This is a genomic window from Rathayibacter sp. AY1A5, from assembly GCF_002930875.1.
Taxonomy (GTDB): domain Bacteria; phylum Actinomycetota; class Actinomycetes; order Actinomycetales; family Microbacteriaceae; genus Rathayibacter.
Genome location: NZ_PSTM01000004.1, coordinates 1 through 21,531, shown reverse-complemented (window position 1 = coordinate 21,531; position 21,531 = coordinate 1). Strand labels below are relative to the sequence as shown.

Here is a 21,531-nt window from a genome sequence, read left to right as displayed (position 1 = left end):
CACTCCTTCGTCGTCGCCTCCCGAGTGTAGACAGCCCGGGTGTCCGAGCAGGAGTCGGGAGGCGGCAGGCCGTCGACCGCGTGCCCGGGGCGCGGGGGATGGGAGAACGCCGGGAGGAGGAATGACGGTGCTCCGCTCGCGGTTGTGGCCCGGAGTGCGCCGCAGGTGCACGTGCCTCCCCCCTCAGGGCAGCCCCTGAGACAGCTCCGTAGAAAGGCGATCCCGTGGATCCGTTCTCCCCCCTCACCGCCGGCGACCTCGACCTCCCCAACCGCATCGTCCTGGCACCGATGACGCGACTGCGCTCCGACGAGCAGGGCGTGCCCGGCGCGATCGTCGCCGAGTACTACGCCCAGCGCGCGAGCATGGGCCTGCTGATCAGCGAGGGCGTCTTCCCCAGCGCCGAGTCCAAGGGCTACGCCGGGCAGCCCGGCATCGAGACCGACGCGCAGGCCGCGGGCTGGCGCGCCGTCGCCGACGCCGTGCACGCCGCGGGCGGACGCATCGTCATGCAGCTGATGAACGCGGGCCGCGTCTCGCACACCGAGATCACCGGCACCGACCGCATCGTCGCCCCGAGCGCCGTCGCCATCGACGGAGAGGTGCACACCCCCGCCGGCAAGAAGCCCTTCCCGGTGCCGCACGCGCTGACCACCGAGGAGCTGGCGACCGTCCGCGACGAGTTCGTCGCCGCCGCCCGCCGCGCGATCGACGCCGGCTTCGACGGAGTCGAGGTGCACGGCGCCAACGGCTACCTGCTGCACGAGTTCCTCTCGCCCGTCTCCAACGTGCGCACCGACCAGTACGGCGGGACCCCGGCCGAGCGCGCCGCGTTCCCGCTCGAGGTCACCCGCGCGATCGTCGACGAGGTCGGAGCGGGCCGCGTCGGCATCCGCCTCTCGCCGGCCCACAACATCCAGGACGTCGTCGAGACCGACGGCGACGACGTGCGCGCCACCTACGAGGCCGTCGTCGACGGGCTCGCCCCGCTCGGCCTGGCCTACCTCAGCGTCCTGCACGCCGAGCCCGCCGGCGAGCTGGTCCAGGACCTCCGCTCGCGCTTCGACGGCGTCTTCATCGCCAACAGCGGCTTCGGCTCGCCGACCAGCCGCGAGGAGGCGACCGAGCTGATCAGCGAGGGCCACGCCGACGCCGTGGCCGTCGGCCGCCCGGCGATCGCCAACCCCGACCTGGTCGAGCGCTGGCAGGGCGGGCACCCCGAGAACGAGGTCGTCCAGGAGACGGTCTACGGCGGAGGAGCCGAGGGCTACACCGACTACGAGCCCCTCTCGGCGTAGTCGCGACTCACGCGGAAGGCCCGCTCCCTCGAGGGGGAGCGGGCCTTCCGCGTACCGGGGGGATCAGCTCTCGCTGCCCCGGCTCTTCAGCTCGGACTCGATGCGGGCGTCCTGCTCGGGCGAGAGCTCGTGGTCCTCGTCCTCCGGGCCGGCCGTCTCGCCGACGCGGCCCTCGCCGAGGGCGTGGATCGAGGTGATCTCGTCCTCGAGCGCGGCGTCGCGGTCGTGCTCGCTCACGAGCCGGTCTCGATCTCCCCGGCGGAGACGGCCTCGGCGTACTTGCGGAGGTCCGGGCCGGGCTCGAAGTCGATGAAGCGGTCCTTGAGGCGCGCGTTCAGCTCCGCGAACACGTCCTCCCAGGGCTCGCCCTTCTTGCTCGTCGCGAGGTCGAGCACCGCCTCGCGGAGGACCCTGTCCGAGTCCTCGAGGATCTTGTCGCGGGCTTCGTCGTTCCAGCGGATGTCCTGTGCGTCCATGCTCCGACCGTAGGCGCGGGGCCGGGGCGCCCCAAGGACTTGCGGGCGGGGGGCGGGAGGCGTAGGAGCCCCCGCCGCTCCGCGCTCAGGAGAGCGCCGGCAGCACCTCGCGCTCGAACAGCTCGATGCCGGACCGGTCGTAGGCGGCGTCCGGGAAGTAGAGGATGCCGTAGTCCATCCCGCGCGCCTGCATGCCGGCGAGCCGGTCGACGATCTGCGAGGGAGTGCCGACCGCGAGCGCGTCGGGGCTGCGGTACTCGGCGACGAAGGACGCCGCTCCCTCCGCGCCGAGGTACGGGACCACGCGCTCCTCGAGACGCTGCAGCGCCGCCTCGACCTCCGCCTCCGTCTCGCCGATCACGACGTTGTAGTTCGAGCTCCGGGTGATCGCCGAGAAGTCGGTGCCCAGGCGCTCGCAGTGCCCGCGGAGGACCGAGCTCTTGTGGTCGAACGCCTCCGGGGTCCCGGCGAAGTTCGTGTACTGCGCGTACTGGGCCGCGATCCGCAGCGTGACCTTCTCGCCGCCGCCGGCGACCCACAGCGGGATGCCGCCCTCCTGCAGGGGCAGCGGTCGGTTCTGCGCGCCGTCCACCTGGTAGTAGCGGCCGTCGAGGGTCGCGGACCCGGTCGTCCAGGCCTGCTGCAGGATCTGCACTCCCTCGTCGAGCCGGCCCAGCCGCTCGGCGATCGGCGGGAAGCCGTAGCCGTACGCGCGCCACTCGTGCTCGTACCAGCCGCCGCCGATGCCCATCTCGACCCGCCCGCCCGAGACGATGTCGACGGTCGTCGCGACCTTGGCGAGGTAGGCGGGGTTCCGGTAGCCCATGCAGGTGCACATCTGGCCCAGCCGCACGCGCGACGTGGTGGCGCCGAACGCGCTCATCAGCGACCACGCCTCGTGCGTCGCCTCCTCCGTCACCTGCGGGACGGTGTGGAAGTGGTCGTAGACCCAGATCGACTCCCAGGCGCCGTCGTCGGCGTGCCAGGCGAGGTCGCTCATGGTGCGCCACTGGTCGGCGGCCGGGACGCCGACGAGGTCGTGGCGCCAGCCCTGGGGGATGAAGAGTCCGAATCGCATGCCGCCGACCCTAGGGCGGCCCGGCCCCCGAGGTCGAGGGGGTCGCAGTGCTCGCGTACGCTTCCGACCGATGCTGACCTTCACAGAGGATCTCGGACTCCCCGTCCTCGCGCTGATGATCCTCGCCGCCTTCGCGGCCGGCTGGATCGACGCGGTCGTGGGCGGCGGCGGACTCCTCCAGCTCCCCGCCCTGCTCCTCGTGCCGGGGATCTCGCCCGTGCAGGCGCTCGCCACGAACAAGCTGGCCTCGATCTTCGGCACGACCACCAGCGCGATCACCTACTACCGGCGCGCGAAGCCCGATCTGCGCACCGCACTGCCGATGGCGGCGGTCGCCCTCGCGGGCAGCTACGGAGGCGCGACGCTCGCCGGCCTCCTCCCGGCCGCGGTGTTCAAGCCGATCATCGTCGTCGCGCTGATCGTGGTCGCCGTCGTGACGATCGCCCGCCCGGCACTGGGCAGCGTCACGGTGCTCAAGCACGCGGGCCGGCGCCACCTCGTCACGGCGGCCGTGCTGGGACTCCTGATCGGCTTCTACGACGGCCTGATCGGACCGGGCACCGGGACCTTCCTGATCATCGCCCTGATCACCGCGCTGGGCTACGACTTCCTGCTCGCCAGTGCCAAGGCGAAGATCGTCAACGTCGCGACCAACCTCGGCGCCCTGCTCTACTTCGTGCCGGGCGGGCACGTGATCTGGCTGCTGGGCCTCCTGATGGGCGCCGCCAACGTGGCGGGCGCGTACCTCGGCTCGCGGATGGCCGTCGCTCGTGGCAGCCGCTTCATCCGGGTCGCGTTCCTCGTCGTGGTCGGCGCCCTCATCCTCAAGGTCGGCTCCGACGTGTGGACCGAGAACCTGGCGCCGCTGCTGCGCTAGCGCGGGCTGCGGGACCGAGCCGCGGAACGAGGACGGGACCCCCGCCGCAGCAAGGGGTCCCGTCCTCGTTCCGATCGCTCGGCGATCCGCTCCGCCGGCCTCAGCCGAAGGGGATCGAGCCGACCAGCACGCCGACGGCGAGCATGACCAGCGAGACGACGACCGCTCGCCACAGCACCTTGCGGTGGTGGTCGCCGAGGTTCACCGCGGCGAGGGAGACGAGCAGGAGGATCGCCGGGACCAGCGGGCTCTGGAGGTGCACCGGCTGCCCGGTGATCGAGGCGCGCGCCATCTCGACCGGCGAGATGCCGTAGTTCGCCGCGCTCTCGGAGAGCACGGGGAGGATGCCGTAGTAGAACGCGTCGTTCGACATGAAGAAGGTCATCGGGATGCTGAGCACGCCGGTGATCACGGCGAGGAACGGTCCGAGCGCCGGCGGGATCACCGCGACGACCCACTCCGCCATGGCGTCGACCATGCCGGTGCCGTTGAGGACGCCGATCAGCACGCCGGCCGCCAGCACCATCGACACGACGCCCACGATGCTCGGCGCGTGCTTGACGATCTCGGCCGCCTGGTCCTTCATCTTCGGGAAGTTGATCAGCAGGGCGACCGCGGAGCCGACCATGAACACGTAGGGCAGCGGCAGGATGTCGGCGACCAGCAGCGTCATCACCGCGAGGGTCAGGACCAGGTTCACCCAGATCAGCTTCGGGCGCAGCGTCTCGCGCTCGGGGTCGAGCATCGTGTCGGCCATCGCGGTGTCGGCGTCGTCGGCCTGCACGCGGGCGGCGACCGCCACCTGGGCTCCGCGCAGGGCCTGGGGACCGCGGAGGAAGGAGAAGCGCTCCCGGGCGACGGTGCGGATGCCCCCGGTCAGCGCCGCGAGGCCGCCGGTGCGGGCGCCGCCCGAGCGGGAGGATGAGCCGCGGCCGGCGCCGACGAGCTCCTGCTCGAGCATCGGCTCGGCCAGCGCGAGCGAGCCGAGGCGGCGGCGCTCGCCGAGCCCGAGGAACCAGGCGAAGACGAGCGTGACGGCCAGGCCCACCGCGAGCGAGGGGAGCATCGGCACGAAGATCTCGCTCGGCGAGACCTGGAGGGCCGCGGCGGCGCGCACCGTCGGTCCGCCCCAGGGGACGATGTTGAGCGTGCCGTTGGCCAGGCCCGCGACGCAGGTCAGCACGACCGGGTTCATCCCCAGGCGCAGGTAGATCGGGAGCATCGCGGCGGTGGTGACGATGAAGGTGGTCGAGCCGTCGCCGTCGAGCGAGACCGCGCCGGCGAGCAGCGCCGTGCCGAGCACGACCTTCGCCGGGTCGTCGCCGAGCGCGCGGACGATGAAGCGGATCAGCGGGTCGAAGAGCCCGACGTCGATCATGATCCCGAAGTACATGATCGCGAACATCAGCAGCGCGGCCGTGGGCGCGAGGCTGCCGATCGCCTCGAGGACCATGTCGCCGATGCCGAGGCCGGCGCCCGCGAAGAGGCCGAAGATCGTCGGCACGACGATCAGGGCGACCATCGGCGTCAGCCGCTTGGTCATGATCAGGGCCATGAAGGCCAGGATCATGGTGAAACCGAGTACTACCAACACAGCCGACTCCTTCGTCCAGTGCCTCCGCCCGCGCTCGGCGGGAGAGCCGGCCGGGAGATGGTGGAAACCCTAGGCAGCTCCGCGTCCGGCGCCGGGGTATCGCTCATTACGGCGACATCTGCGCATAGTGTGGCTTCTGCGCATTCTGCGCACGACGACGGCGAGGAGGCCCCGATGCGCTTCGCGACCCACGTCCTGGTCCTGCAGCTCGCCACGGTGTCGGCCGCCGTGCTGGTCTGCGCCGGCCTCGTCACCGCGCTCAGCGTCCAGCAGCTGCGCGGCGAGGCGGAGGGGACGGCGCTCGCCATCGCCCGCACCGTCGCCGAGGACCCCGACGTGCAGGACGCGGTCGCCGCGTCCTCCGCGGTGCCCGGCGCGCCCGCCGCCTCGGAGCTGCGCGGCGGACCGCTCGAGGACGTCGCCGCCGCCGTCGAGCAGCGCACCGGCGCGCTCTTCGTCGTGATCACCGACGATCAGGGCATCCGCCTCGCGCACCCCGACGAGGACCGCCTCGGCGAGCGGGTCTCGACCAGCCCCGACGAGGCGCTCGCCGGGCGCGAGAGCGTCTCGTGGGGCACCGGCACGCTGGGCGAGTCGGCACGGGCCAAGGTCCCGGTCTTCGCCGCGGGGGAGCAGCGGGTCGTCGGGGAGGTCAGCATCGGCTTCGCGCGCTCCAGCGTCTTCACCGACCTGCCGACCGCGCTGCTCGGCGTCCTCGCCGCGGCGCTCGCCGGGCTGGTGCTCGCCGCCGTCGCCTCCGTCTTCATCCGCCGCCGCCTGCTGCGCCTGACGCTCGGCCTCGCCCCGGAGGAGCTCACCTCGCTCGTGCAGGACCAGGCCGCCGTGCTCGACGGGGTCGACGAGGGCGTGCTCGCGCTCGACCGCGACGGGCGCGTCGGCGTCTGCAATGCGCGGGCCGCCGCGATCCTCGGCTCCGACGACCCGACCGGGCGGGCGCTGCACGGGCGGCCGCTCGCGGAGCTCGACCTGCCCGTTCCGCTGGCCGACGCGATCGGGGCCGCGCTGCACTCCGTCGAACCGCCCCGCCCCGGAGGCGAGGAGGGCTTCGTCGTCCGTTCCCGCATCGTCTACGTCGACATCCGCCGGGTGACCCGCGGCGACCGCGACCTGGGCGTGGTGGTGGTGCTGCGCGACCGCACCGACCTCGCCGCGCTGAGCCGGCGCCTCGACGCGGTCGGCGCGATGACCAACGCGCTCCGGGTGCAGCGGCACGAGTTCGCCAACCGCCTGCACGTGGTCGCGGGCCTGCTGGATGCGGGGCGGACCGCGTCGGCGCGCGACTACCTCGACGAGGTGCTGACCCGCGGCCCGCTCAAGTACCCGGTGCAGCACGCCGACCGGCTGCAGGAGCCGTACCTCCAGGCGCTCGTCGGCGCGAAGGGGATCGAGGCGGCCGAGCGCGGCGTGCTGCTGACGCTCGGTGAGGAGACGCTGGTGCGCGGCACCGTCGTCGAGCCGGAGGACGTCGCCACGGTGGTCGGGAACCTGGTCGACAACGCGGTGCGCGCGGCGGTCGAGGGGCGGCGCGACGTGCGCTTCGTCGAGGTCGAGCTGCTCGACGACGGCGACGCTCTCTTCGTGACGGTCGCCGACTCCGGCGACGGAGTGCTCGATCCGGACTCGCTGTTCGACCGGGCCGGCGCGGGCGACCCCGTCGAGGACGACGGCCGCGTGCACGGCCGGGGCTTCGGCCTGCCGCTGTGCCGTGAGGTGGCCGCCCGGCGCGGCGGCGAGGTCTGGCTGGCGGACCCCGGCGGAGCGGAGTCGGGGGCCGTGCTGTGCGCGCGCCTCCCCGGAGCGGTGCGGCCGCCGGAGCAGGACGGGGACGGGTCATGAGCGCGGACACGGCGCGGGAGCGCACGGTGCTGGTGGTGGACGACGACTTCCGGGTCGCGCAGCTGCATGCGGACCTGGTCGAGGCGCGGCAGGGGCTGACGGCCCTTCCTCCGGTGCACACGGCGCGCGCGGCGCGGGCGGCCGTCGCCGAGCACGCGCCCGATCTGCTGCTGCTCGACGTGCACCTGCCGGATCAGAGCGGGATCGCGCTGCTCCGCGAGCTCGACACCGACGCGTTCATCGTGAGCGCCGCCTCCGACGGGGCGACGGTGCGGCGCGCCCTGCACGCGGGGGCGCTCGGGTACCTCATCAAGCCGTTCGAGGCGCGCCTGCTCGGCGAGCGCCTCGACGCGTACGTGCGGTTCCGGAACGTGCTGCGGGAGGACCGCGCGGCCGATCAGGAGGCGGTGGAGCGGGCGCTGCGCATCCTGCACTCGGGCGACGCGACCGCCGCGCAGCCCTCGCGCTCGGCGACCGAGCAGCTCGTCCTGGCGCGCCTGGCCGAGTCGGGGGCCGAGCTGTCGGCCCTCGAGGTGGCCGAGCGCGCCGGCATCTCGCGCGCCACCGCCCAGCGCTACCTCTCGGGTCTCGCGGGCCGCGGCCTCGTCGAGATGACCCTCAGCTACGGCACCACCGGACGCCCGGAGCACCGCTACCGCGCCCGCTGACCCTCCGCGAGCGGAGTCCGCGCTCGAGCCGGCGGGGCGTTCTCGGCGGTCGGGACCCGCTCTCGGGGACCTGAGCGCCTAGGGGAGCTGACTGCGGAGCACCGGCGTGCGGTGCTCGGTCGAGCCGAACGGGGGATCCGCGTGTCGGCGGATCGTCGTAGGCGGTCGGGACCCGCTCTCCGGGACCCGACCGCCTAGGGGAGCCGACCGCGGTGCGCCGCCCCGCGGCGCACGAGACGACTCAGTGCGTCGCGTCGACGTCCGCGCCCGCGGCCTCGGCCACGCGGCGGCGCTCGGCGGCCTCGGCGGCCATGCGGCGGCCCTTGGGGCTGACGAGGGAGGCGATCACCGTGATCACCAGGACGCCGATGATGACCGAGAGCGACAGTCCGGTGCCGATCTCGAAGACCTCCACGTGCTCGCCGTTGTTGATGAACGGCAGGTTGTTCTCGTGGAGCGCGTGCAGGATCAGCTTCACGCCGATGAAGGCGAGGATCGCGGCGAGGCCGATGCTGAGGTAGACGAGGCGGTCGAGCAGGCCGTCGATGAGGAAGTACAGCTGGCGCAGGCCCAGCAGCGAGAACGCGGTCGCCGTGAAGACGAGGTACACGTCGCTGGTGAGGCCGAAGATCGCCGGCACGCTGTCGAGGGCGAACAGGATGTCCGTTCCGCCGATCGCCGCCATGACGAGGATCATCGGCGTGAGGACCTTCTTGCCGTCGATGTGCGTGTAGAACTTGTCGCCGTCGTACTGGTCGCTCGTCTTGAAGATCCGCTTGGCCAGGCGCACCATCACGTTGTCGCTGGAGTGGTCGTCGCCCGGCTTGACCAGGTTGAACGCGGTCAGCAGCAGGATCAGGCCGAAGATGTAGAAGACCCAGGCGAACGAGTTGATCAGTGCGGCGCCGAGGAAGATGAAGCCGGTGCGGGCGATCAGCGCGAAGACGATGCCGAAGAGGAGCACCTTCTGCTGGTCGGCGCGGGGCACCTTGAAGCTCGCCATGATGATGAGGAAGACGAACAGGTTGTCGACCGAGAGGGCCTTCTCGGTGATGTACCCCGCGAAGTACTCCGATCCGGGCGTCGCTCCGCCGAAGACGAGGACGCCGAGCCCGAAGAGCACGGCGATGCCGACGTAGAGCGCCGACCAGATCGACGACTCCTTCAGCGTGGGCTCGTGGGCCTTCCGGACGTGGAAGAAGAAGTCGAAGAGCAGGAGCAGGACGATGAAGACGATCGTCAGGGTCCAGATCAGGGGCGATACGGTCATGAAGGGGCTGGCCTCGCTCGTGAAGGGGGGGTCGGGGGACGGTCGCGGGGGTCGCTCGTCAAGGGAAAAGGTAGCGAGGCACCGTGACGAGCAGGGTGCCCGCCGATGGATCGTGAGTATCTTCTCAGTTCTCCGCGCGTCCCTCGCGCCCAGCGGCCGGAGCGCCACACTGGTCACCATGACCGGCGCCGCTGTCGACAGGACCTTCCAGGACGCCTCCGGCGTCGTCATCCACTACCGCTGGTGGCCGCACCCCTCGCCCCGCGCGATCGTGCAGCTGGCCCACGGGGTCGGCGAGCACTCGGGGCGCTACGTCGAGCTGGCGGAGGCGCTGGTCGCCGCCGGGTACGCGGTCGCGGCGGACGACCACCGCGGGCACGGCCGGACCGGCCTCGAGCAGCACGGCGGCGACTCCTCCCGGCTCGGACTGCTGGGGCCGGGCGGCCTGCGCGCGACCGAGGCGGCGATCCTCCGGCTGACGGAGCTGCTCGCGGGGGAGAGCCCCGGCGTGCCGATCGTGCTGCTCGGCCACTCCTGGGGGTCGCTCATGGCGCAGCGGATCGTCGACCACCACTCCGGCGCCTACGCCGCGCTCGTGCTGAGCGGCACGGCCTACCGCCTCCCCGGGCACATGAACGCGGGCGACCTGGCGAAGCGGCACCGCGTCGCCGGCGGCCTCGGCCTCGAGTGGCTCTCCCGCGACCCGGAGGTCTGGCAGCGGTTCCACGACGACCCCCTCACCTTCACCACGCCGCTCGCGAAGCGGATCGGGCTGGTCGAGACCCTGCGGCTGGTCGGCCGCCCGAAGCGCGGGCCCGAGCATCCGCTGCCCCTGCTGCTGGTCGTGGGCGCCGATGACACCCTCGGCGGCGAGCGGTCGGTGCGCGCGCTCGCCCAGGCCTACCGGCGGCGGGCCGGGTACACGGACGTCTCGGTGCGGGTGTACCCGGGGGCGCGGCACGAGCTGTTCCAGGAGCTCAACCGGGCCGAGGTCACGGCAGATCTCGTGGAGTGGCTGGGCGAGCGCTTCCCCGCCCCGGCTCGCGCCTAGGCTGGCGTCATGCATGGCGAGTACAAGGTCCCCGGCGGAAAGCTCGTGGTCGTCGACCTCGACGTGGTCGACGGGAGGTTCGCCGGGTTCCGCCTGGCGGGCGACTTCTTCCTCGAGCCCGACACGGCCCTCGACGACATCGATCGCGCGGTCGTGGGCCTCCCGGCCGAGACGGACGCGAAGTCCATCGCCGCCGCCATCCGGCAGGCGCTCCCGGCCGACGCGGTCCTGCTCGGCTTCACGCCCGAGGCCGTCGCGGTCGCGATCCGCCGCTCGCTGCAGAAGGCGACCAGCTGGCGCGACTACGACTGGCGCATCGTGCACGACCGGGCCGTCCCTCCCGCGACCCACCTGGCGCTCGACGAGGTGCTGACCGCCGCGGTCGGCGAGGGCCGCCGGGAGCCGACGCTGCGGATCTGGGAGTGGGACCAGCCCGCCGTCGTCATCGGCAGCTTCCAGTCGCTCCGCAACGAGGTCGACCTCGACAACGCGGCGAAGTACGGCGTCGACGTGGTCCGCCGCATCTCGGGCGGCGGCGCGATGTTCATGGAGGCGGGCAGCGTCGTCACGTACTCGCTCTACGTCCCCGGCGACCTCGTCCAGGGGCTGACCTTCGCCGACTCCTACGCCTTCCTCGACGAGTGGGCCGTCAGCGCGCTGCAGTCGCTCGGGATCGACGCGGTCTACCAGCCGCTCAACGACATCACCTCGCCCTCGGGCAAGATCGGCGGCGCCGCGCAGAAGCGCCTGGGCTCCGGCGCCGTCCTCCATCACGTGACCATGAGCTACGACATCGACGCCGAGAAGATGGTGCAGGTGCTGCGGATCGGCCGCGAGAAGCTCTCGGACAAGGGCATCGCCTCCGCCGTGAAGCGCGTCGACCCGCTGCGCAGCCAGACCGGGCTCAGCCGCGCCGAGATCATCGAGCGGATGAAGGCGACCTTCGTGCAGCTGCACGGCGGCGAGGCGGGGACGCTGACCGAGGAGGAGTACGCGGCGGCGGAGGAGCTGGTGCGGACGAAGTACTCGACTCCGGAGTGGCTGCGGCGCGTCCCCTGACCGGCGGGTCCGGGGCGGCGGTCGCCGGCGCGTGGACCCGGAGCGGAGCGCGGCGGACCGGTCCGGCGGGCGCCCCTCAGCTCGCGAGGAGCTCCTGGTAGTCCGGGTGCTCGGCGATGAACTCGGCGACGAACGGGCAGGCCGGGACGATGCGCCCGCCGAAGCGCTCGTGCGCGTCGTCGAGGGCCGCCTCGACGAGGGTCTCGCCGAGGCCCTCGTGGCGGTGCTCGGGCGCGATCTCGGTGTGGAGGAAGACCACGTCGCGGCCGCGGACGGCGTAGTCCGCGACTCCGACGGTCTCGCCGTCGAGCCAGAGCGTGTAGCGGGACGAGTCCTCGTCGTGGCGCACCTCGGAGATCATCGCGCCACTCTACGCCGGAGCCTCCCCGGCATCCGTCGAGCCCGGGCGCGAGGCGCGGAGCGTGTCGCCGGGCTCGCGCGCACTGGCACAATTGCCGGGTGCCCAGGACGATCCAGATCGCGGACGGCGTCCCGGAGTCGCGGAGCGCGGTGTTCCACGCCGACAACCTCGAGGTCCTGCCGCAGCTGGCCGACGGCGCCTTCACCGTCGTCTACCTCGACCCGCCGTTCAACACGGGCCGGGCGCAGGTGCGCACCTCGACCACCTCGGTGCGCTCCACCACAGGCACGATCGCCGGCTTCAAGGGGCGCAGCTACGAGCGGATCCGCGGCGACCTGCTCCGCTACGACGACCGCTTCGACGACTACTGGTCGTTCCTCGAGCCGCGTCTGGCCGAGGCGTGGCGGCTCCTCGCCGACGACGGCACCCTCTACCTCCACCTCGACTACCGCGAGGCGCACTACGCGAAGGTGCTGCTCGACGCGCTCTTCGGCCGCGAGTGCTTCCTCAACGAGATCATCTGGGCCTACGACTACGGAGCGAAGGCCACGCGCCGCTGGCCGACCAAGCACGACACGATCCTCGTCTACGTGAAGGACCCGCGCGGCTACCACTTCGACTCCGCCGCCGTGGACCGCGAGCCGTACATGGCCCCGGGCCTGGTGACCCCCGAGAAGGCCGAGCGCGGCAAGCGGCCGACCGACGTGTGGTGGCACACGATCGTCTCGCCGACAGGCCGCGAGAAGACCGGGTACCCGACGCAGAAGCCGGAGGGGATCCTCCGCCGCATCGTGCAGGCGTCCAGCCGCGAGGGCGACGCCGTCCTCGACTTCTTCGCCGGTTCCGGCACGACCGGCGCCGTCGCGCACGCTCTCGGCCGTCGCTTCGTCCTCGTCGACGAGCACGCCGACGCGGTCGCCGTCATGCGCCGCCGCTTCGCCGCCCTCGACCCGGCGCCGCTCTTCCTCTGACGCGGGCCCTCTCGACTCCTCAGACGTGTCGAGGTCGGTCGCTCCCACTGTCCAGAAGGTGTCGCACTCGACATCGATCGCTCCGACTGTCCAGGAGTTGTCGCACTCGACGCCGACTGCGACAACTCCTGGACAGTCGTGGTGGGAGGCGCGCCTCCCCAGGTGCGGGATCAGGGGTTCGTCCACAGAATGCGGATCGCGGGAGACGGACGAGGATCACGGACCCCCAGAATCGCGGCATGTCCAGCACCGACCTCGGAGCCTTCACCCGGCGAGCGGCACTCCGCGCCGGGATGACGGACGCCCGGCTGCGCACTCCCGCCCTGGCCAGCCCCTTCCACGGAGTGAGCACCCGGGTGGCGCCCGTCACGCACCTGGAACGAGCCGTCGCCTATCTGCCGCGGCTGCGGCCCTGGCAGCTCTTCTCCCACCTGACCGCGGCCGAAGCCTGGGGAGTGCCGCTCCCGGCGCGACCCGGCGAGGACGATCCGATCCACGTGTCGGCGGCGACGCCGCACCGGCCCCCCAGGACCCGGGGTGTGATCGGCCACACCCTCACGGAGACGGACAGGGTCGAGCGGCACGGCCTGCCGGTGACGGGAGCGGTGTCGACGTGGATCGCGCTCGCGCCACTGCTGTCCGCCCGCGATCTCCTCGCGGCGACGGACCACCTCCTGTTCGAGCCGCGCTACCCGCGCCGGGACGATCCGCGTCCCCATGTCCGGCTTCACGAGCTGCAGGACCGCCTGGCCTCCCATCGGGGCCGGGGCCGACGCGGCCTGGCTGAGGCTCTGCGGCTGGCATCGACCGGAGCCGCCTCGCGGAGGGAGACCTGGCTCCGCGCTCTCGTCGAGGAGGCGGGACTGCCCTCGCCCGACGTGAACGCCGAGATCAGGATCGGCGGCCGACTGCTCGCGGTCGGCGATCTGGTCTTCGAACGGTGGAAGGTGGTGGCGGAGTACGACGGCGGCCAGCACCGGACGGACGACGCGCAGTTCTCACGCGATCGTGAACGGCTCCTGGCCCTGCACCTCGCGGGCTGGATCGTCGTGGTCGTCCGCGCGGAGGGTCTGACCCGGGGCAGGGCGCGCACGATCGCCGAGCTCCGTGCCGCTCTCGTGGCCCACGGCTGGCAACCGTGACGCACCCCGTCGACGGATCGACCCGCTCGTCCATCCCCGCCCCGCCGCCCGCGTCCGCCCCACCGTCCGGATCCGCCCGCCGGTCCGCATCCGATCGAGCACGCGGAGCCCTCCGACTACGCAGGAGTAGTCGCACTCGGCGTCGACTGCGACGACTCCTGGACAGTCGCGGGCCGGGGTCAGCTGCTGGCGCGGACGACCAGCGACGTCGGCATCAGCGTGCGGTGCTCCACGGGGAGCCCCTCGATGCGGGCGGTCAGCAGCTCCACCATGCGGGCGCCGAGCTCGTCGGGGAGCTGGCGAACGGTGGTCAGCGCGGGGACGGCGTTCCGCGCGAAGAGATCGTCGTCGAAGCCCACGACGGACACGTCCTCGGGGATCCGGCGGCCGGCCTCGCGGAGGGCGGCGTAGGCGCCGACCGCCATCTGGTCGTTCGCGGCGAAGACGCCGTCCAGGTCGGGGTCGCGGGCGAGGAGGCGGCGCATCGCCTCGGTGCCGCTGGCCGGCGAGAAGTCTCCCCACTCGACGAGGTCGTCGGCGAGGCCGGCGTCAGTGAGTGCTCCGCGCCAGCCGATCAGGCGGTCGACGCCCGGCGGCATGTCGGCGGGGCCCGCGATGGTGGCGATCCGGCGCCGGCCGCGCTCGATCAGGTGCGCGGTGGCGACGGCCGCCCCCTCCGTGTTGTCCACGTCGACGAAGTAGGAGCCGCGCTCGTCCGGCGAGAGCGGCCGGCCGCCGAAGACGATCGGCAGCGTGCCCGAGAGCGCCGCGTAGGAGTGGTCGCCGGAGTGGTGCGAGACCACGAGCGCGCCGTCGACATTGCCGCCGAGCAGGTACCGCCGCGTCTTCTCGCCGTCCGTCTCGGACGCGATCAGCATCGAGAGCGTGTAGTCCGTGTCGGCCAGGCGCATCGCGGCGCCCTGCACGATCGAGGCGAAGAACGGGTCCGCGAAGACGCGCGCGGTCGACTCCGGCACGATCAGCGCGATCGACTGCGTGCGCCGCGAGGCGAGCATCCGCGCCGCGTGGTTGGGCACGTAGTCGAGCTCGCCGATCGCCTTCTCGACGGCGGCCACGATCTCGGCCGCCACCTGCGGGGCGCCGTTGACCACCCGCGAGACCGTCGCGCGCGAGACTCCGGCCCGCGCCGCGACCATCTCGAGGGTGGGGGAGCGGCCCCCGCCGCGGACGCCCGTCGGCTCGCTCACGGGTCAGTCCAGGATCGCCGCGGCGCTGCCGCCGAGCAGTCGGGAGTAGACCAGGCCCGAGTCCTTCACGATCCGCTCCTGCGTGTCGTAGTCGACGCGCACGATGCCGAAGCGCTTCTCGTAGCCCCAGGCCCACTCGTAGTTGTCGAGGAGGGACCAGACGAAGTAGCCGCGGACGTCGGCGCCCTGGTCGATCGCGTCGGCGACCTTCTCGACGTGGTCGAGCACGTACTGCGTGCGGTCCGCGTCGTGCACGCGGCCGTCCTCGACGACGTCGTCGTAGGCGGCGCCGTTCTCGGTCACGTAGAGCGGAGGGAGGTTCTCGTACTCCAGGCCCAGGCGGGTCAGCAGGTAGCGCAGCCCGTCGGGGTTCACCTCCCAGTCCATCGCGGTGCGCGGCAGACCGCGCGACGGGAAGGTGATGAACTCGGAGCCGACCCAGGGGGAGCCGACCTCGCGGTCGGTCGCCTGGGCGAAGTCGTCGGCTCCGGCCGGCAGCGGATGCGCCGAGACGTTGTCGTCGTGGTAGTGGTTCACGCCGAGGAAGTCGAGCGGGAGCGAGATGAGATCGAGGTCGCCGTCGACGATCAGCTCGTCGAGCCCGAGCCCTTCGACGTCCTCGAGCAGGTCCTCGGGGTACTCGCCGCGCAGCAGCGGGTCGAGGAAGATCCGGTTCTGGAGCGCGTCGAAGCGGCGTGCGGCGTCGAGGTCGGCCTCGTCCTCGGGGTCGTCGGGGACGGCGTTCGAGAGGTTGAGCGTGATGCCCAGGTTCTGCGCTCCGAGCTGCCGGAGCGTCGAGACGGCCAGCCCGTGGGCGAGGTGCGTGTGGTGCACGGCGGCGAGGGCCTTCTGCTGCGAGATCACGCCGGGGGCGTGCACGCCCGCGCCGTAGGAGAGCAGGGTCGAGCAGAACGGCTCGTTGAACGTCGTCCAGTGCTGCACCCGGTCGCCGAGGCTCTCGTAGACGGCCTCGGCGTAGTCCCGGAAGCGCTCGGCGGTGTCGCGGTTCGCCCAGCCGCCGGTCTCCTCGACGGCCTGCGGGAGGTCCCAGTGGTAGAGGGTGAGCCACGGCAGCACGCCGGCGCCGAGCAGCTCGTCGACCAGGCGGGAGTAGAAGTCGAGGCCCTCGGGGTTCACGGCGCGGTCGCCCGGCTTCACGCGCGCCCAGCTGACCGAGAAGCGGTAGGAGCCGAGCCCCAGCTCCTTCATCAGCCGCACGTCCGCCGGCATCCGGTGGTAGTGGTCCACCGCGACCTCGGGGGTGTCGCCCTTCGCGACCGCTCCGGGGACGCGGGAGAACGCGTCCCAGATGCTGTCCTCCTTGCCGCCCTCGTGGCCGGCGCCCTCGATCTGGGCGGCAGCGGTCGCGGATCCCCAGAGGAAGCCGGCGGGCCAGTCGCGGACGGCGAGCCGGTCGGCGCGGGCGATCTGCTCCGAGAGGCTCGGGGTCGCGGGGGAGGGGGTGGGGGCGGCGCTCATTGCGGACTCCTTCGGCAGCGGTCCGACCATCCTAGAGCCCCGGTGGAGCGCTCTCTCGCCCCGGAACGCGGGACATCGCACCCCGGACGACCGTGCGGCGCCGCCTCCCCGGCCGGACACCGCGGTGAGGGCGGTGTCCGGGCGGCGGAGGCGGCGCCTCGGAGGAGAGCAGCGGAGCGCAGGACGCGGTCGGCCGGCGCTTCCCGATCAGGCCCGGTGGGCGCCGTGCCCGTCGCGGGGAGGAGCGGTGCGGATCGAGTCCGTCCGGACGTCCGGCTCGATGCTGCCCGCGGCCAGGTCGGCCCCGGCGCGCGCGGCCAGCTGCGGGTCCGTGCGGCGCAGCTCCTCCGCGCTGTCCTCGGCCGCGAGGTCGTGCGCCTCCTGCATGGCCGACTTCGCCCGCAGCGGCGGGGTCTTGAGGAACCACGAGAGGACGAAGGCCAGCAGGACCACGCCCAGCGCGACCTGGAACACGGTCACGGTCGCGTCGTTGAACCCGGTCAGGAACGGGGCCGACAGGGCGCGGTCCGCGGTGTTCAGGAACGACGTGTCCCCGTCGAGCGCGGAGCCGATCGCGGCGGTATCCTGCGACTGCAGCAGCTTCAGGATCCCGGCATTGGCCGGGTCCGCGGCGACGGCCGGATCGGTGACGGCCCGCTGCAGATCCGCCGCGAGCGCCGGGTTCTTGAAGGCCGCGGCGATGGTGTCGGGGATCCGGCTGAACAGCACCGAGAAGATCACGGCGGTGCCCAGGGTGCCGCCGATCTGGCGGAAGAACGTGGAGGCGCTGGTCGCGACTCCCATGTTCGCCACGTCGACCGAGTTCTGCGAGGCCAGGGTGAGGGTCTGCATCATCTGCCCGAGCCCGAGGCCCAGCATCAGCATCCCGCCCATCATGAAGATCACCGGCTTGTCGATCGTCACGAAGGTGAAGTAGAAGAACGCGGCCGACATCAGGAAGGTGCCGACGATCGGGAAGGCGCGGTAGCGGCCCGTGCGCGAGATGATCTGACCCGAGACGATCGAGGCGATCATCAGGCCGAGGATCATCGGCAGCATCAGGAAGCCGGACTCGGTCGGCGTGGCGCCGTTCACCAGCTGCAGGTACAGCGGGATCGCCATCATGCCGCCGAACATGCCGAAGCCGACGAGGACGCCCAGCACGGTCGCCATCGAGAAGGTCGGCGAGCGGAAGAGCTTGAGGGGGATGAGCGCGTCGTCACCCATCATCCGCTCGGCCGCGATGAAGCCGATGACGCCCAGCGCGCCGACGATGTAGCAGACCCACGCGATCGGCGAGCCCCAGCCCCACTCGCGGCCCTGCTCGGCGATCAGCAGCAGCGGTCCCGCGGCGATGACGACGAGGGAGGCGCCCCACCAGTCGATCCGCACCGAGCGCTTGCCGGCGGGCTTGGGCAGGTGGAGGAACCGCACAACGATGAAGAGCGCGACGGCGCCGATCGGGAGGTTGATCAGGAAGACCCAGCGCCAGCCGGTGATGAAGAGGATCTCGGGGGTGCCGGCGAGCAGGCCGCCGATGAGCGGTCCGACGACGCTGGAGATCCCGAAGACGGCCAGGAAGTAGCCCTGGTACTTGGCGCGCTCGCGCGGGGGCAGGATGTCGCCCATCACCGTGAGCGCGAGCGACATGAGCCCGCCGGCGCCGAGGCCCTGCACGGCGCGGAAGCCCGCGAGGCCGAGCATCGAGGTCGAGAAGCCGGCGAGCGTCGAGCCGATCAGGAACAGCACGATCGCGATCAGGTAGAGCGGGCGGCGTCCGAAGATGTCGGAGAGCTTGCCGTAGATCGGCGTCGCGATCGTCGAGACGATCAGGTAGGCGGTGGTCACCCACGCCTGCTGCGAGAGGCCGTCGAGGTCGTCCGCGATGGTGCGCATCGAGGTGCCGACGATGGTCTGGTCGAGCGAGGAGAGGAACATCCCCGCCATCAGGCCGAAGATGACGAACAGGATCTGCCGGTGCGACATCACGGCGCCGGACGGCGTCGAGGTCGGAGCGGATGGAGCGGAGGCGGAGTCGGCCACGGTGGTCCCCTTGTCTGGCGGACGCGTCCAGGCACGGCGATCCGCCGCAAACGTTGCGTGCTGCGCAAAGTTACACCGCGTGCGGAGAGCGCGACAGAGCGTCCGGCGAGCCTGAACGGGATCTCAGGGCGGCCGTGCCGGGGCCGTGCGTCAGGCCGGAGCGGGGACCGCCTCGTCCGCCCAGCCGGCCTCACGGAGCGCTGCGCGGGCCTCGGCTCGGGCCGAGTACGGCGTGCGCACGCCGAGGATGTCGCGGTAGTTCTGGTGCCCGGGGCCGGCCCAGAGAATGGCGTCGCCCTCGTGCGCCAGGGACACGGCGACGCGGATGGCGCGCTTGGGGTCGTCGACCTCGTGGATCTCGGCGTCCGGACGGGCGGCGCGGGCGGCCTCGACGAGGGTGCGCCGTATCGAGGCCGGGTCCTCGAAGCGCGGGTGGTGGTCGGTGACGACCAGCACGTCGCTGCCCAGGACGGCGGCTTCGGCCATCGCCGGGCGCTTGAGCGCGTCCCGGTCGCCGTCGGCGCCGAACACCATGACCACGCGGCCGGGAGTGACCTCGCGGACGGCCTCCAGGGTGCGGGCGAAGGCGTCGGCGCTGTGTCCGAAGTCGACGTACACCGTGGGGCCGCGGTCGCCCGAGACGCGCTCGGTGCGGCCGGGGAGGGAGGCGTCCACTCCGCCGTCGCGGTGCAGCGCGGCGCGGATCTCGCCGATCGGCCGACCGGACTCGATCAGCATCACGATCGCCAGACCGGCGTTGGCGGCCATGTGGGTGCCGATGATCGGCACGGAGGTCGTGATGGCACGGCCCTCGCGGTTCCCGATCCGGAAGCGGGTGCGGCCGAACTCCTGCTCGAGCACCGTCACGGTCCAGTCGGCGTCGACGCCCGGGAGGGAGGTGATCGTGGTGACCGGCACGCCGGCGACCTCGACGAGGCGCGCGCCCGCGGGGGAGTCGAGCGAGACGACGGCCCGGCGCGCGCGATCGGGCTGGAACAGCTGGGCCTTCTCGTCGAAGTAGGTGTCCATGTCGCCGTAGTCGTCGAGGTGGTCGTGGCTGAGGTTCGTGAAGCCGGCGACGTCGAAGACCACGCCGTCGACGCGGTGGCGGGTGAGCGCCTGGGCGCTGACCTCGATCGCGGCCGCGCCGACGCCCTCCTCCTCCATGCGGGCGACGAGCGCGTGCAGCTCCGTCGCCTCCGGGGTGGTCAGGCCGCTGGTCACCGAGGTGTCGCCGATGTGGCGCTCCGCGGTCGAGCTGAGGCCGGGCACGACGCCGAGCTGGCGGAGGATCCCCTCGAGCATGTGGACGGTCGACGTCTTGCCGTTGGTGCCGGTCACGCCGAGCAGCACGGGGGAGCGCTCGGCCGTCCCGTAGACGGCGGCGGCGACGGCGCCCAGGCGGGAGCGGGGGTCGTCGACCACGAGGACGGGCAGACCGGTCGCGCGCGCGGCGTCGGCGCCCGCGGTGTCGGTCAGCACGGCGGAGGCGCCGCGGGCCACGGCCTGCTCGACGAACTCGGCCCCGTGGCGGTTGACCCCGGGCAGGGCGACGAAGAGGTCGCCGGGCTCGACGTCGGAGGCGATCAGCGTCACTCCGCTGATCTCGGCCGTCAGGCCGCCCTCGTCGCCGATCTCGAGCGTCCGAGCGAGGGCGGCGAGAGGGACGGAGGGTGCGGTGAGGGGTCGGAGCATGGGGTCCTTCCATCGACGGCTCCGTGGGGGGCCGTGCAGCCGAGGGGGCGGTCGCACGCGGAGTCGTGGCTGTCACTCAAGCTAGGGGGTCTGCTTATGTGAATCCTTAGAGGATATGCGCGACCCGCGTGGAGGGGCACGGGTGGACAGAACCGATCGCCGGTGCTTCAGCAGATGCGCAGGAACGGGTCTGTCTAGGCTCGGAGGATGACGTCGAACGAGAACGAGCCGACCGATGGGCGCCCCGTCCGCCGCCGAGCCCTGGTCATCGGGGGTGTGGCCGCCGCGGCGGGCCTGACCGCGCTGGGGGTCGGAGCCGCCATCGGGAACGGAGCGCCGGCGCCCTCGCCGACCCCCTCGACGGCGCCGCCCGCTCCGTCGCCCTCCGCGGCCGCGACCACCTCGACGCCCACGGCGGTGCCGACCGCCACTCCGACTCCCACACCCACTCCCACCGCCTCCGGGATCGACCTCACCGCGCAGTCCGTCGACGACCCGGCGAGCACCTGGGTCGTCGTCAACAAGCTGCGGACGCTCGCGCCGGTCGACTACGTCCCCGCCGACCTGACCTTCCCCGACGTGCCCTACGTCAACCGGCAGCCGATGCGCCAGGCGACCGCGGACGCCCTCGTCCCGCTCTTCGCCGCCGCCCGCTCCGAGGCCGGCCTCTCGCTGGCGGTGCAGAGCGCCTACCGCTCCTACGACACCCAGGTCAGCGTCTACGCGGGCTGGGTGTCCTCGCGCGGGCAGGCGGGAGCGGATGCGACGAGTGCGCGCCCGGGGCACAGCGAGCACCAGACCGGCTGGGCGGTCGACGTGGTGGGAGCGTCGGGCGCGTGCGCGCTCGAGATCTGCTGGGGCGACACTCCGGAGGGGCAGTGGGTCGGCGCCAACGCCCATCGCTTCGGCTTCCTCGTGCGCTACAAGCCCGACGCCACTCCGATCACGGGGTACGAGTCGGAGCCGTACCACCTGCGGTACGTCGGGACCCAGCTCTCCGGGTACCTGCACGACTCCGGCATCGAGACGCTCGAGCGCGCCTTCGGCCTTCCGGATGCGCCCGATTACGCACCGGGGACCACTTCCTAGGCGGTCTAGCGATCACAGACGGACACGATCGGGCGTGACACGCGCCGCTCGTTACCGTACTGTTATTCGGAGCGCTTTCGGAGGCCCGTCTGACGGATCTCCCACCCCCGCCTGGTGACATAGCCGCTTCCCCTGCTCCCGAGCCCGGTCCCCCGCCGAGCCGCCGACCCGTGAGACCTCTCTGTGCCCCCTCGCTCCACCCGCTCCACCCTGCCCGCCGACGGTGAGGCTCAGGCTCGACGCGACGGCCACGACGACGAGCCCGCCGGAGACGGCGAGCGCCAGCGTGCGCGGGGACGGGCGGAAGAAGGAGGC

General features: G+C 72.5%; 19 protein-coding genes. 9 read left to right on the top strand and 10 right to left on the bottom strand.

Going from position 1 to position 21,531, the window contains the following annotated elements:
• Nucleotides 1-224 precede the first annotated feature (224 nt).
• On the top strand, nt 225-1,298 hold the full coding sequence (locus C5B98_RS03490) for an alkene reductase (protein WP_104226205.1): 1,074 nt from the start codon (nt 225-227) through the stop codon (nt 1,296-1,298).
• Between the two features lie 63 nt (nt 1,299-1,361).
• Here the strand turns inward: C5B98_RS03490 and C5B98_RS16815 are convergent, their stop codons facing one another.
• The 3 genes from C5B98_RS16815 to C5B98_RS03480 form a co-directional block, all read right to left on the bottom strand.
• The gene (locus C5B98_RS16815; protein ID WP_160035225.1) at nt 1,362-1,535 is read right to left on the bottom strand and encodes a hypothetical protein; all 174 of its coding nucleotides are present in this window, start codon (nt 1,533-1,535) and stop codon (nt 1,362-1,364) included.
• Nucleotides 1,532-1,774, bottom strand: coding sequence for a hypothetical protein (locus tag C5B98_RS03485; RefSeq protein ID WP_068251275.1), 243 nt, complete (start codon nt 1,772-1,774; stop codon nt 1,532-1,534). Before C5B98_RS03485 ends, C5B98_RS16815 begins: the two co-directional genes overlap by 4 nt.
• A gap of 85 nt (nt 1,775-1,859) precedes the next feature.
• Entirely contained in the window at nt 1,860-2,852 is a 993-nt protein-coding gene (locus tag C5B98_RS03480; RefSeq protein ID WP_104327324.1) for an LLM class F420-dependent oxidoreductase, read from the bottom strand.
• Nucleotides 2,853-2,922: 70 nt separating this feature from the next.
• Between C5B98_RS03480 and C5B98_RS03475 the strand changes: the two genes are divergently transcribed.
• Nucleotides 2,923-3,729 (top strand): TSUP family transporter, encoded by an 807-nt coding sequence (locus C5B98_RS03475; RefSeq protein WP_104223862.1) that lies wholly within the window; start codon nt 2,923-2,925, stop codon nt 3,727-3,729.
• 100 nt (nt 3,730-3,829) lie between these two features.
• Here the strand turns inward: C5B98_RS03475 and C5B98_RS03470 are convergent, their stop codons facing one another.
• Entirely contained in the window at nt 3,830-5,299 is a 1,470-nt protein-coding gene (locus C5B98_RS03470; protein WP_104233156.1) for a CitMHS family transporter, read from the bottom strand.
• A 198-nt stretch (nt 5,300-5,497) separates the two neighbouring features.
• Between C5B98_RS03470 and C5B98_RS03465 the strand changes: the two genes are divergently transcribed.
• Nucleotides 5,498-7,180 (top strand): ATP-binding protein, encoded by a 1,683-nt coding sequence (locus C5B98_RS03465; RefSeq protein ID WP_104283199.1) that lies wholly within the window; start codon nt 5,498-5,500, stop codon nt 7,178-7,180.
• Nucleotides 7,177-7,848 (top strand): response regulator, encoded by a 672-nt coding sequence (locus C5B98_RS03460; protein ID WP_104262727.1) that lies wholly within the window; start codon nt 7,177-7,179, stop codon nt 7,846-7,848. Before C5B98_RS03465 ends, C5B98_RS03460 begins: the two co-directional genes overlap by 4 nt.
• A 241-nt stretch (nt 7,849-8,089) precedes the next feature.
• On the opposite strand, the gene C5B98_RS03455 is transcribed toward C5B98_RS03460, so the two are convergent.
• Nucleotides 8,090-9,118 carry a TerC family protein gene (locus C5B98_RS03455; RefSeq protein WP_104223866.1) on the bottom strand — a complete coding sequence of 343 codons (1,029 nt, stop codon included), beginning with the start codon at nt 9,116-9,118 and terminating at the stop codon, nt 8,090-8,092.
• Between the two features lie 178 nt (nt 9,119-9,296).
• On the opposite strand from C5B98_RS03455, the gene C5B98_RS03450 reads away from it, so the two are divergent.
• The gene (locus tag C5B98_RS03450) at nt 9,297-10,169 is read left to right on the top strand and encodes an alpha/beta fold hydrolase (RefSeq protein ID WP_104327323.1); all 873 of its coding nucleotides are present in this window, start codon (nt 9,297-9,299) and stop codon (nt 10,167-10,169) included.
• Between the two features lie 9 nt (nt 10,170-10,178).
• On the top strand, nt 10,179-11,228 hold the full coding sequence (locus C5B98_RS03445; RefSeq protein WP_104225162.1) for a biotin/lipoate A/B protein ligase family protein: 1,050 nt from the start codon (nt 10,179-10,181) through the stop codon (nt 11,226-11,228).
• 76 nt (nt 11,229-11,304) lie between these two features.
• On the opposite strand, the gene C5B98_RS03440 is transcribed toward C5B98_RS03445, so the two are convergent.
• Nucleotides 11,305-11,589, bottom strand: a complete 285-nt coding sequence (locus C5B98_RS03440; protein ID WP_104233160.1) for a GNAT family N-acetyltransferase — start codon at nt 11,587-11,589, stop codon at nt 11,305-11,307.
• A gap of 98 nt (nt 11,590-11,687) precedes the next feature.
• Between C5B98_RS03440 and C5B98_RS03435 the strand changes: the two genes are divergently transcribed.
• Nucleotides 11,688-12,560, top strand: coding sequence for a site-specific DNA-methyltransferase (locus tag C5B98_RS03435; protein ID WP_104225160.1), 873 nt, complete (start codon nt 11,688-11,690; stop codon nt 12,558-12,560).
• 239 nt (nt 12,561-12,799) lie between these two features.
• Nucleotides 12,800-13,702 carry a hypothetical protein gene (locus C5B98_RS03430; protein WP_104327322.1) on the top strand — a complete coding sequence of 301 codons (903 nt, stop codon included), beginning with the start codon at nt 12,800-12,802 and terminating at the stop codon, nt 13,700-13,702.
• 179 nt (nt 13,703-13,881) lie between these two features.
• Here C5B98_RS03430 and C5B98_RS03425 read toward each other — a convergent pair whose 3' ends face one another.
• From C5B98_RS03425 to C5B98_RS03410, 4 genes are all read right to left on the bottom strand, one after another.
• On the bottom strand, nt 13,882-14,859 hold the full coding sequence (locus C5B98_RS03425; RefSeq protein ID WP_104225165.1) for a LacI family DNA-binding transcriptional regulator: 978 nt from the start codon (nt 14,857-14,859) through the stop codon (nt 13,882-13,884).
• A gap of 54 nt (nt 14,860-14,913) precedes the next feature.
• Nucleotides 14,914-16,389 (bottom strand): GH1 family beta-glucosidase, encoded by a 1,476-nt coding sequence (locus tag C5B98_RS03420; RefSeq protein WP_104327321.1) that lies wholly within the window; start codon nt 16,387-16,389, stop codon nt 14,914-14,916.
• Between the two features lie 207 nt (nt 16,390-16,596).
• Complete coding sequence (locus C5B98_RS03415; protein ID WP_104246965.1) at nt 16,597-18,375, bottom strand: MDR family MFS transporter; 1,779 nt, start codon at nt 18,373-18,375, stop codon at nt 16,597-16,599.
• Between the two features lie 207 nt (nt 18,376-18,582).
• Nucleotides 18,583-20,127 carry a Mur ligase family protein gene (locus C5B98_RS03410; RefSeq protein WP_104327320.1) on the bottom strand — a complete coding sequence of 515 codons (1,545 nt, stop codon included), beginning with the start codon at nt 20,125-20,127 and terminating at the stop codon, nt 18,583-18,585.
• Nucleotides 20,128-20,334: 207 nt separating this feature from the next.
• Here C5B98_RS03410 and C5B98_RS03405 point away from each other — a divergent pair, with 207 nt between their 5' ends.
• Nucleotides 20,335-21,216: a D-alanyl-D-alanine carboxypeptidase family protein gene (locus C5B98_RS03405; protein ID WP_104224948.1), complete on the top strand. Its 882-nt coding sequence runs from the start codon at nt 20,335-20,337 to the stop codon at nt 21,214-21,216.
• The last annotated feature ends 315 nt before the right edge of the window (nt 21,217-21,531 follow it).

Coding starts and splice junctions, on each gene's coding strand:
- C5B98_RS03485 (WP_068251275.1), bottom strand. CDS start 1,774: ATGGACGCACAGGACATCCGCTGGAACGACGAAGCCCGCGACAAGATC.
- C5B98_RS03480 (WP_104327324.1), bottom strand. CDS start 2,852: ATGCGATTCGGACTCTTCATCCCCCAGGGCTGGCGCCACGACCTCGTC.
- C5B98_RS03475 (WP_104223862.1), top strand. CDS start 2,923: ATGCTGACCTTCACAGAGGATCTCGGACTCCCCGTCCTCGCGCTGATG.
- C5B98_RS03470 (WP_104233156.1), bottom strand. CDS start 5,299: ATGATCCTGGCCTTCATGGCCCTGATCATGACCAAGCGGCTGACGCCG.
- C5B98_RS03465 (WP_104283199.1), top strand. CDS start 5,498: ATGCGCTTCGCGACCCACGTCCTGGTCCTGCAGCTCGCCACGGTGTCG.
- C5B98_RS03460 (WP_104262727.1), top strand. CDS start 7,177: ATGAGCGCGGACACGGCGCGGGAGCGCACGGTGCTGGTGGTGGACGAC.
- C5B98_RS03455 (WP_104223866.1), bottom strand. CDS start 9,118: ATGACCGTATCGCCCCTGATCTGGACCCTGACGATCGTCTTCATCGTC.
- C5B98_RS03450 (WP_104327323.1), top strand. CDS start 9,297: ATGACCGGCGCCGCTGTCGACAGGACCTTCCAGGACGCCTCCGGCGTC.
- C5B98_RS03445 (WP_104225162.1), top strand. CDS start 10,179: ATGCATGGCGAGTACAAGGTCCCCGGCGGAAAGCTCGTGGTCGTCGAC.
- C5B98_RS03440 (WP_104233160.1), bottom strand. CDS start 11,589: ATGATCTCCGAGGTGCGCCACGACGAGGACTCGTCCCGCTACACGCTC.
- C5B98_RS03430 (WP_104327322.1), top strand. CDS start 12,800: ATGTCCAGCACCGACCTCGGAGCCTTCACCCGGCGAGCGGCACTCCGC.
- C5B98_RS03425 (WP_104225165.1), bottom strand. CDS start 14,859: ATGGTCGCGGCGCGGGCCGGAGTCTCGCGCGCGACGGTCTCGCGGGTG.
- C5B98_RS03420 (WP_104327321.1), bottom strand. CDS start 16,389: ATGAGCGCCGCCCCCACCCCCTCCCCCGCGACCCCGAGCCTCTCGGAG.
- C5B98_RS03415 (WP_104246965.1), bottom strand. CDS start 18,375: ATGTCGCACCGGCAGATCCTGTTCGTCATCTTCGGCCTGATGGCGGGG.
- C5B98_RS03410 (WP_104327320.1), bottom strand. CDS start 20,127: ATGCTCCGACCCCTCACCGCACCCTCCGTCCCTCTCGCCGCCCTCGCT.
- C5B98_RS03405 (WP_104224948.1), top strand. CDS start 20,335: ATGACGTCGAACGAGAACGAGCCGACCGATGGGCGCCCCGTCCGCCGC.